Source organism: Nostoc sp. NZL, assembly GCF_015714705.1.
Lineage (GTDB): Bacteria > Cyanobacteriota > Cyanobacteriia > Cyanobacteriales > Nostocaceae > Nostoc > Nostoc foliaceum_A.
The window spans coordinates 34,475-46,971 of the sequence record NZ_WBKL01000083.1 but is presented as its reverse complement, the minus strand read 5'-3'; the positions used below and the strand labels follow the sequence as shown (position 1 = coordinate 46,971).

Genomic DNA, 12,497 nt, shown 5'->3' with positions numbered 1-12,497 from the left:
CTGCCAGACAGATAGAATTCCCAAACTGACTTCTGTACAGATGCGATTAATCGCGTCTTTAAAAAATTGTCGGCTGGGCAGGTACTGCCCATGATCAACATCAACAAACTTAAGCCTTAACCGCTATTTGTTTGTATGTTGCCAAAGCCTGTGCCACACAATGATCCATGTTGAGATACTTGTATGTAGCTAGCCGCCCCACAAAATGTACACCTGATGTTGACTCAGCCAAAGCTCTGTATTGTTTGTAAATTTCCTGATTTTCAGGACGCGGTACGGGATAATAAGGGTCGCCCTCTGCCTTGGGAAACTCGTAAACAATACTAGTTTTAGAGTGTTCCTGTCCAGTCAGGTACTTAAATTCGGTAATCCGAGTATACAGTTGTTCGTTGGGATAGTTAATCACTGGCGCTGACTGAAACACAGGGGTGTGATGCGTCTCATGCTTGAAATCTAGTGAACGATAGGGTAGTTTGCCGTAACGACAATCAAAAAACTCATCCACTGGGCCAGTGTAAACCATCTCGCGGCAAGGTATGGCCTTCTCGATTTCGCGGTAATCAGTGTTGAGCATTACCTTGATGTTTGGGTGATTTAGCATATTCTCAAACATCCGGGTAAAGCCGTGCAGTGGCATTGCCTGATAACTATCTGTGAAATATCGGCTGTCGCGGTTGGTACGGGTGGGAATTCGGGCAATTACTGTTTTGTCCAGTTCTGAAGGATCGAGTCCCCATTGTTTGCGAGTGTAGTTTTTGAAGAACTTTTCGTAAAGTACCTGACCAACTTTACTAATTACTACATCTTCAGAGGTACGGATGTGTTCTCTAGGTTCTGCAACCGACTCAAAAAACTCTTCCGCCTGGAATGAATTGAGGTTCATTCCATAGAGTTTGTTGATGGTATCAAGGTTAATGGGAATAGGAACGAGTTGCCCATCTACGCTGGCTAGAACGTGATGCTCGTAAGAACGCCAGGGAGTGAACTGTGAGAGGTAGTCAAATACTTCGCGGGAGTTGGTGTGAAAAATATGGGGGCCGTATTTATGTACAAGAATACCGTGGTCGTCGTAATGGTCGTAAGCATTGCCGCCGATGTGGTTGCGCTTGTCTACAACTAATACTTTTTTACCCGAATGTCTCGCCAAGCGTTCAGCGATAACGCTACCAGAGAAACCTGCACCAACAACTAAGTAATCAAATATAAAATCTCTGGTAATGATGCTTGGTGCTTCTGGGATATCTGTTGAGATAGGAGATTTCCCATTTTTACCATTAGTTGTGGTATCTGGTGTGGTTGCGAAGCTCTTAAAGAGCGGCTGCGCCAACGCAGAATCTATCAACTGCATCATCGATCCCCAAGTCCGATCCCAAGAAATCTGCTCTAAGAAAGCATCTACCCGACTCAACCATCCTGATGCTGGGGTATCTTCTTGCAATGCCTGTTCTACGGCGGCGACGAACTCTTCAGCCGTGTCTGCAATTCGTACCAGCTTCAAGTCTCCATAAGGGCGCACCACATCTCGAATCGAGGTTGAGACTACAGGTTTACCTGCGGCTAAATACTCTGGTGTCTTAGTCGGGCTAATAAAACGTGTTGACTCGTTTCGCGCAAAAGGCAACATTGCTAAGTCCCAACCCGCCAGATATGCAGGTAAGTCTTTATAGTCTTTACCACCGAGATAATGAATATTTTCATGCTGTGGCAAAGTTGCTGGGTCAATTTTCACAACTGGCCCAATTATCACTAAATGCCAATCAGGACGAGCCTCGGCAATCCCAGCGAGTAATTCAATATCCATCCGCTCATCAATTACACCAAAGAAGCCAAGGCGGGGATGAGGAATATTTGCTTGATCTGCTGGTTCTTCCTTAAGGGTTCTTCCTTGTCCAAAGTGAGCTACATCTACGCTACTAGGAAATGCATAGACGTTTGGGTGCTGATTTACCTTGCTTTCGTAAAGGCTTTGCCCTCCTGTAAATACTAGGTTTGCCCGACGAAATAGTTCTGCTTCGTAGTTCTTTAAAGTAGGTGATGCTCCTTTAAAAGCAGACAATTCGTCCATGCAATCGTAGATAACAGCTTCAGGTTCTAAGTGGCTTGCCCATGCGATCGCCATTGGTGTGTAATACCAACAAATGTACTTGCAGATGTTATGTTCTGCAAATAAACTATTGAGCAGCACTTTTATATCTGCGTTTACGGCTTCTTCACTTAGACCTTCTGGTAAATATGGAACAACAACTACCACTCCACTTTTGTCTTCACTAACGTCCAATCGCCCCAATGGTTCCGGGCTAAAAATTGGCTCTTCAATAAAGAACACTCGCTTTTTTTCAGCACAACGGCTGAGAAGATGTTGCGGTCTTTGATAGACAAAATTCCAACGCAAATGAGATAAGCAAACTATGTCGGGTGTATCGGTAAAAGCTTTTTTTGTCCGAGAGTTTTTGTTGAATGAGGATAAATTGACTGATGATGTAGTTAACGATTGCGATTTAGCTGCCTCTGATGATTTTGCTTCATTTAGCGTTGGTGACACAATATGATTGACACCGTTGTTTTGTACTTGCACTTTATTGCTTGACATAGATAATTAACTCAACTTGCAGAATGTGAGACTAACAAGTTATCTTTCTCTTAGTAATTAATAATAATATTTGCTTTTTTTAATTCAATATTCATCTATCTAAATATAGTTATCAAAAATTACTGCACTATTCTTAAGTATTAAAATAGTAAGGTTAATAACACTGGATTAAATGCCAAATTTAGCTCAATCTATAATTAGATATACGCAAAAAGGTTGATTTTTACGTTACATTGATAAATTGTTTTTAATATAATTATAAAAATGTATAATAAAGAACTGAATTTTTTAAAGTATTTACTACAGGTTTTTTATAGTTACTGTTTATAAATATCTGATGATATCTAGCCAAAAAATTATCAATATAATTCTGAAATCAAAGCACTTGAGTCAAGGCTTTAACTAGATTTATTCCCTAATCAATATGGTTCACGATTGGGTGTAATATCATGTCCGCTTAATTAGTTATTATTCAGGGCATCTATGCAAAAATCTTAAAACTCTCTTTCCCCCTGCCCCCTGCTCCCTGCCCCCTGCGGTCTTAATGATAAGTCTTTTACCGGACATGATATAACTCCTCCCACCGCTCCTGCACCAAAATTTCAAGCAGCGCTGGCGCGACTGTCTCAGCTACAGGGCGATCGCTGCAAGCTTATTAATCAGGGTTTTCGTGAATTGGTATTAAAGAAATCAAATTGATTTGCAGGCGATCGCTTGTGGTGTCCAGGTAGGGCCTTCGCAACATGGCCCATCTGGTGTCCAAATGAGTTTATCCAAGCACATCCGCCGCGCATCCATGTTCGCTGCCCAGGCATGGTAGACAATGTACTCAGTTTGACCATCGGGGCCAACAACGATTGAGTTGTGTCCAGGTCCTTTGACACGATCAGGAAGCGATCGCAGCACGCGTGGCCCCATTTCGTTACCGAAATCAGAGTAAGGCCCCATCACACTATCAGCTACTCCATAATCTACACCGTAGTCTTCAGTTTCCCAGCGCCCACCACTATAAAAGCAATAATATCGACCTTCATGTTTACGGACACAGGGGCCTTCTAAGGTATGCCAATCAAAAAGTTCACCATACATCAATCGGTTCGCTAAAAATCGTTGCCAATCCGAACGCGCCCGCAAGACGACTTTCCCAATACCGCAGAGTTTCGTCATATCTTGGAGTCGGTCTACAAAGAGGGCAGTACCAGCACGCACGCCGCCCTCAGTGTCTAAAAAATCACGAGCGAAAAATAGATACCATTGCCCATCGTCATCGCGGAATGGGTGGGGGTCGATGGCGAAGGAGCAAGACTTCGGGTCTAAAAGCGGCTCACCAACATCTTTATAGGGGCCTAAGGGAGTATCGCTGGTGGCAACGCGCAACTGATGATTCTTGTCCTCGTGTCCTACAGAGTAGTAGAGGTAGAACTTGCCGCTATCATAAGCAACTTCGGGGGCCCAAAAATTATCGCCAAGGGAGGGGTCTGGCCGTAGCAGTGCGTTACCAACAAAATCCCAATTTAGGAAATCAAAGGAGCGTAATAGAGGAAAGACACATAGTTTGTTAGTAGAATCCGCTATTTCGTCTACCATTCCTTCCGCTTCGGCTGCACCAGTGCCGATCGCATAGTATACATCTTCAAATTCCCAAACAAAAGGATCGGCAAAATAGCCTTTGTAGACTGGATTGGTATAACTTAACATCTCGGTGATCGCTATAGCGTGTTAACTCAATTTTTCAGGAAGTGCGATCGTAAAAACAACTATCTTTATGCGGGTTTGCGCTCTTGAATTTTCTGGCATTACTGAATTTGATAGGACTTACGCAAAATCATGAAAAAACGAACCGCCAAGTACGCCAAGTGCGCCAAGTAATAAGAGTTGTAGAGGGTTTTTGCGGAAGTCCTGTTTGAGTATGAATGATTCCAAACTCCTCGACAAAAATACGAAAACTCTAAGATTTACGCATTGACAAGAAAGACCAAATATAGATGATTTGAAAAACCATATGTGTCGTAGGGGCACAGCAATGCTGTGCCCGTAGGGCGTGGTCTATTTACCTGAAAATAGCTGTAAATGTGGAATAGCTGATTAATACTTGAAATTCACGTAAGTTTCAATCTTCTCCTTTGGCAACTGTTCCACCACCTGACACCGAATCATCTGCCTTAACTTCTCTGGTAGGCTCTCATAATAGTCTCGTTGGAGAGTCAAATCTACCTTCGGCGTGTGCAACCAATGCATAGCATAGCCCATAACTACCATTGGTCTTGGCTGGTTAGTTCTATTTGGTGAACCCCGGTGCAGCGCCAACGGTGTCCGAATCATCGCATCCCCTGGCTCCATATAGAAAGATTCCATTGGTATTTCATCAGTGGCAATTTTCCTTAGTCCCTCTTCACGCGGCAAGATATGCGTACCACGCGCCATCTGGAATGGCCCGTTTTCTGCTGTTACTTTCACAAGTGGGAAGTTAACCGCAAGGGCGTAGAGTGGCGTTACTATTTGGTCGGAAAACAAAGGGCGATAGTCCCGGTGAATTTCTTGATAATCGGAACCTTGGACTGGGAGATCAACTCCCAACTGAACCATCACATATTCCTGAAAAAATACTCGCTCAAGAACACCCATAATCACTGGATTGGCGAAAACTTCCACGTTGGCAAAGGGGGAAACCCAAGGCAACGTTAAATAGTAGCGGGCAATTTCACGAGGAGCCAGCCCACCTGGTTGATTTTGGCGCTCTCGAAATAAATTTTCAAAAGCTTTTGCCCACTCGCCAATTAATTTTTTATCAAAAAGGCCGGGAATCACACAAATGCCATCTCGATTCAGTTCTTCGGCAAATCGGTTTAGGTCGGTAGCTGTATACTTAGCTACGCCGCCTATACTTTGAACCATTTTCTTATCCTCGCCAATTCATGGTTTAGAGTCGAATATAAATTGGACTCTCAACTGTAGCTTTTTGCAATTGTTCGTCGATAATAGCGCACCATTTCTGGAATTGGCTTGTCAGTTTTTGTAGACTTAGGTTATCGGAATCTCTTTGCAGATACGGCTTTATTTTGTAGTTGATAGCGCAAACCTGTTGATTAGTTTCTAGGGTTTTCCGGTTGTGAGGTAAGGTGCTGAATCAGAAATACAGCAATGGTTCTTAAGCCAGTTCACTGCCCAAACTGTGATACTATAAATGTAGTAAGAGGTGATAAAACTACTGAAAGCTAAGAGTGTTGCCTTTGCCACCAAGATAGGAGTTTTCGCCGGACAGTCATACCACGGCTGCTGAAAATTAGCTATAACTCTGTGATCTAGGAATTAAAATAATTCGTAAGTAAATCTTGTAACGGAAATTTAGTGCCAAACCGGGGCAGAGGTTTCCTTCGATGTGGATTTTGTACTCTTAGACCCTGTTACAAAATTTGCCGTTTATTAGTTGATATTGACTTAAACCAGCAGAACTAGTTAAAAAAAACTTCCAAGGGTTATAGGGCAATCCAGTTAATTTCCATAACCGAATTCAACATAACTCTTGTGGCGTAGGCATCTTGCCTGCCCAGTATATGCAATTTAAATGTGGAACAGCTTACCTAATTTTTTCCTGCCGACTTGGCAAATATTCACTATATGTATGCCATAATGTCACGAGTCAACAGTCTAAACCGAATTTTATGGCCCCAATAGTCGGGCAGTTGATGTATTTTATGTTTACTATTAAGCGATAAATAGTGCAATGTAAGTACAGGTATAAAGTTATATTGCTTACAGAGGAAGGAGAAAAAAACTCCTAAAATGTCTCAAAACACGCCTAGTTTAGTCTAAACCGAAGGCACAAAAAAATTTGTTCTATTGCAGTTACATAAAGAGGTTTTAATGAAATTGTTGGATATACAAAATCATAAAGTTGAATTACCCTCCAATACGGATAACCAAAGGATTTGTAGCCTCCCGGTAGCTGGGTATCCACGTCCACAGTTACAGCGATCGCACTGGCTAAATTTAAACGGGCTGTGGAAGTTCGCATTTGACGATGAAGGGCGATGCATTCAACCAGGCGATATCTCTGATTGGACACATGATATACAAGTTCCCTTTGCTCCCGAATCTACCAAAAGTGGTATTGGTGACACAGGTTTTCATACAAACTGCTGGTATGAGCGGGAATTTGAAACGCCTGAAGGTGATGGTAGATTACTACTGCACTTTGGGGCTGTGGACTATCGCGCCCGTGTGTGGGTCAATGGTCAATACATAGCAGAACATGAAGGGGGACATACTGCTTTCACGCTGGATATTACCGCAGCTTTGAATGACAGTGGCATAACCAAAGTAACAGTCTGGGCCCAAGATGATCCTTGTGATCTCGCCAAGCCTAGAGGAAAGCAAGATTGGCAGTTGGAACCGCACAGTATTTGGTATCCTCGCACCAGTGGGATTTGGCAGACAGTCTGGATTGAGCGTGTGGGTAGAACTTACATTGATCATATTCGGTGGAGTCCCGATTTCGAGCGCTGGGAAGTTGGTTGTTATGCTGCGATCGCAGGTGATGTGCCTGCTGGTATCCAAATCAAGGTAAAACTGAGCATTGGCAATACCGTGCTAGCAAACGATACCTATGAAGTGTTTAACGGAGAGGTTGGCCGCCGCATCTCCCTTTCCGACCCAGGTATCGACGACTACCGCAACGAATTGCTGTGGAGTCCAGAAAAACCCACCCTAATGGATGCCCACATTGAACTTTGGTATAAAAATCAGCTATTGGATGAAGTTAAATCCTATACAGCAATGCGGACTGTGGGGATACAGCGCGATCGCTTTATGCTCAATGGTCGTCCTTATTATTTGCGCTTAGTTCTGGATCAAGGCTACTGGCCCGATTCACTAATGACAGCACCCAACGATGGAGCATTACGGCGTGATGTGGAACTTACCAAAGCAATGGGTTTTAACGGAGTCCGTAAGCACCAGAAAATTGAAGACCCGCGATTTTTATATTGGGCAGATGTGCTGGGGTTGTTAGTATGGGAGGAGATGCCTAGTGCATATCGTTTCACACCTAAAGCAGTGGAACGCACAACGCGAGAGTGGACTGAGGTCATTAAGCGGGATATCAGCCACCCCTGTATAGTAGCTTGGGTAACATTTAATGAATCCTGGGGAGTTCCAAATCTGGTTGAGACTGCGGCTCACCGAAACTATGTTTTGGCAATGTATCACTTAACTAAAACTCTCGATCCTAGCCGCCCAGTGATTGGTAACGATGGTTGGGAAAGTACAGATACAGATATTCTGGCTATTCATGACTACGATACCCAGGCACAGCGATTGGCTCATCGTTATGGCCCAGAAGTGAAGCTATCAGATTTGTTTGACCGGAAGCGTCCTGGAGGGCGCATCCTCACTCTGGACAACTTTCCGCATCAGGGACAGCCAGTGATGCTGACTGAGTTTGGTGGCATTGCCTATGCTCCTGTTGATACCCCCGATGCAGATAAAGCTTGGGGATATGAGCGTTGCTCCAATATTTCCGAGTTAGAAATAAAATACGCTGCTCTGCTCGAAACGATTAATGATATCGAGCTATTTAGCGGATTTTGCTACACCCAATTTACAGATACCTTCCAAGAAGCTAACGGTTTATTATACGCCGATCGCACGCCGAAATTTCCCCTAGAGGCGATCCGCGCTGCGACCCTTTCAGGACAAGGATTATGTACTCCTACAAGCTGTTAAAGCCGGATGGTCGCCCACTGACCTTATACAGTCGATACCCGATTGCCGAGAATATCATCGCCACTAGCCCTAGTAATGAACCAGTGCAGGCAAATCCCCACCTGCGCTGGCATCCTTTACGCGGTGAATGGGTTGCTTACGCTTCTCACCGTCAAGGGCGGACTTTCATGCCACCCCCGGAGTATAATCCCCTCGCACCTACTACTAAACCTGAGTTCCCTACAGAACTACCACAAGGTAAGTATGATGTGGCGGTGTTTGATAACCGCTTTCCCTCAATGGCTCAAGCGGCACACGACCCCCCAGAGTGTATTGTGGAAACATTGCCCGCTAATGGGGCGTGTGAAGTGGTGGTTTTTACTCAAAACGCCCAAGCTTCCCTTAGTTCCCTGGAACTGAAACACCTTGATTTGCTTTTAGAAGTGTGGGGCGATCGCACCCGCGTATTGGGAGAAAATCCCCAAATTCAGTATGTGTTGCCCTTTGAAAATAAGGGTGTAGAGGTGGGCGTGACTTTGCACCATCCCCACGGGCAAATTTATGCTTATCCTTTTATACCGCCTGTTCCAGCAAGGATGCTGTCCATGCAGCAGGAGTATTATGAAAAACATCAGCGGGGTTTACTGCAAGACTTGATTCAGAAGGAGATTGTAGACAATCAACGGATTATTTATCAAGATGAGTATGCGATCGCATTTGTCCCAGTATGCGCTCGTTACCCCTATGAGGTTTGGATTGCTCCTAAAGAACCAGTTGGTACTTTTATGGAGCTTACCCCACAGCAACGTTGGGGACTTGCTAAAGCGTTAAAAACTGTCACTCTCAAGTATGACGGCTTGTGGAATCGCCCGTTTCCTTACTTGATGGCTTGGTTCCAAGCACCAACTGACGGTTTAGCCCATCCAGAAGCGCATTTACACGCCGAGTTTTTTCCACCATACCGGACAAGCGAAAGGCTGAAGTACCTAGCGGGAACTGAACTCGCAGCGGGGATGTTTGCCAATGATGCTTTACCAGAAGAGAAAGCGAAAGAGCTACAAGCCGTCGTGGTAAATATTGAAGAACCAATTTCGGCGTGACAAACTTACCTATTTATTCCTGTTTGTCCACTGCTTGAACAGCAAACTGTTTTAACCGTTCTTTCTAATCGGGGACGGTTTTTAACTTTTTTGTAATACTGTTTCACTTTAATAATAATGATACAAATACGTTGGTAGGGGCACAGCAATCCTGAGTCCTTACGAGAAATTTATATAACTCCAGACTGGATTCTGATAGTTCTGCTATAAGCCTTCTGATAGTGTATTTCTCCAAACAAAAGAGTTTAGGCTGGGAGTGTTTAGTTATAAAAATGAGAGGTAATAGTTATGCCTAGTGGACATGCTAGCCATAAAGGCACTTCTGATAAACCCAATGTCAATGCCAATGGAGTAATTGATGATGCTGCTGATAAAACATTAAACCCCGACGATCTCTTGTCTGAAGAACAAACCAACACAGAGATCCATAGAGTCGAAGAAAGTGTTAAGTATCCTCCTGCTACCGAACGCCCAGGTGAAAAATCAAATACTAATACCTGAATTGACATCCTCCCCACCTTACTTCGTTGAGGGAGGGGCATTCGGTGGCTCATGGTAACTATAGGACTCATATTTGATTTTTGAAATACCCATAGTGGCGTGGCACAGCTAAAATAAATTTATTCTTGCCACGCCACAATATAATATTTAGGTTTTTTCAACAACCAGCAAATGAGTAGATAGTCAGAATGATCTCAGGTTTGCAGTATCAAGTGCTTTTGATATACAAAAATCCCCCTCTCACCTAATGGTATAGAGGGGGAGATGGCTAAGTCAGAGGATATCTATCAAAAACCTCAACCGAATTTCCCGGCGGTTGAAGCTATAAGAAATGCTGCATAGGTAAGGATGTAACCAACTGTGAAGTGAGCTAGACCCACCAACCAACCTTGGACAATAGACAGAGCAACAGGTTTATCTTTCCAGCGAGCTAAGTTAGCCAACGGAGTGCGTTCATGTGCCCAGACAAGAGTTTCAATTAACTCTTGCCAGTATCCACGCCAGCTAATCAAGAACATGAAACCTGTTGCCCAAACCAAGTGTCCAAAGAGGAACATCCAAGCCCAGACAGACAAATTATTTGTGCCGTAGGGATTGTAACCGTTAATTAACTGAGCGGAATTAGCCCAGAGGTAATCACGGAACCAACCCATGAGGTATGTAGAGTTCTCATTGAACTGAGCGACATTACCTTGCCAAACACCTAGATGCTTCCAGTGCCAATAGAAAGTTACCCAACCAAGGAGATTCAGCATCCAGAAGATAGCAAGATAGAAAGACTGTTCCCAGGATGAAGTTTGGCAAGTACCGCCCCGGCCAGGCCCATCGCAGGGGAAGGTAAAGCCGAAATCCTTTTTATCAGGCATCAATTTGGTACCACGAGCATCCAATGCGCCCTTGACACAAATTAATGTGGTGGTGTGCAAACCTAAAGCGATCGCGTGGTGAACTAGGAAATCACCAGGGCCAATCGTCAAGAACAGTGAGTTAGTGCCGGAGTTGATCGCTTCTGTCCAGCCTGGTAGCCAGACGTTACCGTAGTTGGGCCAAGCTGTGTAGGCGATACTATCTGGGTTAGATAATAAAGTATTCATCCCATACAACAGTTTCCCATGAGCAGATTGGATGAATTGAGCAAATACTGGTTCAATCAGAATTTGCTTTTCAGGAGTGCCAAAGGCAACTACAACGTCGTTGTGGACGTACAATCCGAGGGTGTGGAAGCCTAAGAATAGCGACACCCAACTCAAGTGAGAAATAATCGCTTCTTTGTGCTGAAGTACACGCTCCAGGACGTTACCTTTGTTCTGTTCTGGGTCGTAATCCCGAACCCAGAAGATGCCGGCATGGGCGAATGCACCAATCATCAGGAAGCCAGCAATGTACTGGTGATGAGTGTACAGCGCCGCCTGTGTTGTGTAGTCCTTACCGATAAAGGCGTAAGGAGGCATCGAATACATGTGCTGCGCCACCAATGATAATGCAGTACCTAACGCTGCCAGGTGTATGGACAACTGGAAGTGCAGAGAGTTGTTGTAAGTGTCGTACAGCCCTTGGTGCGGTAAGTTGAATTGACCTTCAGTTTTGATGCCAAAGAAATTTCTGGCGTTGAGCATCTCTTTGATGCTGTGACCAATTCCGAAGTTAGTCCGGTACATGTGACCGGCGACAATAAAGATAACTGCGATCGCTAAATGGTGATGAGCCATATCGGTCAGCCATAGCGATTCAGTTTGGGGATGAAAACCACCCAAAAAAGTCAGAATTGCCGTTCCTGCGCCTTGAGATGTGCCAAACACATGCCCTGGCGTTTCAGGATTCTGGGCATAGACACCCCAATCACCCCTCCAGAAGGGTGCTAAACCTGCTGGGTGCGGTAAGGTAGTCAGAAAATTGTTCCAACCAACATGAACACCGCGAGATTCGGGAATGGCAACGTGAACAAGGTGTCCGGCCCAAGCCAGAGAGCTAACACCAAACAATCCTGCCAAGTGGTGATTCAGACGAGGTTCAGCACTCTTGAACCAAGCCAAGCTGGGACGATAATTAGGTTGCAAGTGCAGCCAACCAGCAAACAAGAACAATGCTGCTAACAGCAACAAGAACACTGAACCCTGGTAGAGATCATTGTTCGTCCGCATCCCAATGGTGTACCACCAGTGGTAGACACCAGAGTAAGCAATGTTAACAGGATAGGGAGCGCCCCCTTGGGTAAAGGCTTCTATTGCTGGTTTACCAAAATGAGGATCCCAAATCGCGTGGGCGATTGGGCGGATATGCAGCGGATCTTTAATCCACTGTTCAAAGTTACCTTGCCAGGCTACGTGGAACAATAGACTAGATGCCCACAGGAAAATGATTGCCACGTGACCGAAGTGAGTAGCGAAAATCTTTTGGTAAAGATTTTCCTCGGTCATGCCATCATGGCTTTCAAAATCATTTCCCGTAGCGATCGCGTACCAGATCCGACGTGTAGTCGGGTCTTGTGCGAGATCCTGGTTAAATTTAGGATATTTTGTGGCCATGCAATTTAATTACATCTCCTTAAACGCTAATCCCAAGTTGCTAGTTCTAGTGAGCCAGCAACTTTTTGCAATTGAATC

The 12,497-nt window shown here is 44.5% G+C and carries 7 protein-coding genes; 3 read left to right on the top strand and 4 right to left on the bottom strand.

Going from position 1 to position 12,497, the window contains the following annotated elements; all coding sequences use genetic code 11:
- Window positions 1-109: 109 nt before the first annotated feature.
- The 3 genes from glf to F8R90_RS12430 all read right to left on the bottom strand — a co-directional run bounded on the left by glf (window position 110) and on the right by F8R90_RS12430 (window position 5,485).
- Entirely contained in the window at window positions 110-2,590 is a 2,481-nt protein-coding gene (gene glf / locus F8R90_RS12440) for a UDP-galactopyranose mutase (protein ID WP_196510994.1), read from the bottom strand.
- Window positions 2,591-3,280: 690 nt separating this feature from the next.
- Window positions 3,281-4,288: a glycoside hydrolase family 43 protein gene (locus F8R90_RS12435; RefSeq protein WP_196510993.1), complete on the bottom strand. Its 1,008-nt coding sequence runs from the start codon at window positions 4,286-4,288 to the stop codon at window positions 3,281-3,283.
- A 387-nt stretch (window positions 4,289-4,675) separates the two neighbouring features.
- On the bottom strand, window positions 4,676-5,485 hold the full coding sequence (locus F8R90_RS12430) for a phytanoyl-CoA dioxygenase family protein (protein WP_196510992.1): 810 nt from the start codon (window positions 5,483-5,485) through the stop codon (window positions 4,676-4,678).
- 969 nt (window positions 5,486-6,454) lie between these two features.
- On the opposite strand from F8R90_RS12430, the gene F8R90_RS12425 reads away from it, so the two are divergent.
- The 3 genes from F8R90_RS12425 (at window position 6,455) to F8R90_RS12415 (ending at window position 9,894) form a co-directional block, all read left to right on the top strand.
- Complete coding sequence (locus F8R90_RS12425; RefSeq protein ID WP_196510991.1) at window positions 6,455-8,314, top strand: glycoside hydrolase family 2 protein; 1,860 nt, start codon at window positions 6,455-6,457, stop codon at window positions 8,312-8,314.
- Window positions 8,293-9,393 (top strand): galactose-1-phosphate uridylyltransferase, encoded by a 1,101-nt coding sequence (gene galT, locus F8R90_RS12420; protein WP_196510990.1) that lies wholly within the window; start codon window positions 8,293-8,295, stop codon window positions 9,391-9,393. Before F8R90_RS12425 ends, galT begins: the two co-directional genes overlap by 22 nt.
- A 288-nt stretch (window positions 9,394-9,681) precedes the next feature.
- A complete protein-coding gene (locus F8R90_RS12415) occupies window positions 9,682-9,894 on the top strand; it encodes a hypothetical protein (protein ID WP_190894294.1) in 213 nt (70 codons plus the stop codon).
- Between the two features lie 296 nt (window positions 9,895-10,190).
- Here F8R90_RS12415 and psaB read toward each other — a convergent pair whose 3' ends face one another.
- A complete protein-coding gene (gene psaB, locus F8R90_RS12410) occupies window positions 10,191-12,419 on the bottom strand; it encodes a photosystem I core protein PsaB (protein ID WP_196510989.1) in 2,229 nt (742 codons plus the stop codon).
- Window positions 12,420-12,497 lie beyond the last annotated feature (78 nt).

Excerpts from the sequence above, each read along its gene's own strand:
- F8R90_RS12430 (WP_196510992.1), bottom strand. The coding sequence starts at position 5,485 with ATGGTTCAAAGTATAGGCGGCGTAGCTAAGTATACAGCTACCGACCTA.
- glf (WP_196510994.1), bottom strand. The coding sequence starts at position 2,590 with ATGTCAAGCAATAAAGTGCAAGTACAAAACAACGGTGTCAATCATATT.
- galT (WP_196510990.1), top strand. The coding sequence starts at position 8,293 with ATGTACTCCTACAAGCTGTTAAAGCCGGATGGTCGCCCACTGACCTTA.
- psaB (WP_196510989.1), bottom strand. The coding sequence starts at position 12,419 with ATGGCCACAAAATATCCTAAATTTAACCAGGATCTCGCACAAGACCCG.
- F8R90_RS12425 (WP_196510991.1), top strand. The coding sequence starts at position 6,455 with ATGAAATTGTTGGATATACAAAATCATAAAGTTGAATTACCCTCCAAT.
- F8R90_RS12435 (WP_196510993.1), bottom strand. The coding sequence starts at position 4,288 with ATGTTAAGTTATACCAATCCAGTCTACAAAGGCTATTTTGCCGATCCT.
- F8R90_RS12415 (WP_190894294.1), top strand. The coding sequence starts at position 9,682 with ATGCCTAGTGGACATGCTAGCCATAAAGGCACTTCTGATAAACCCAAT.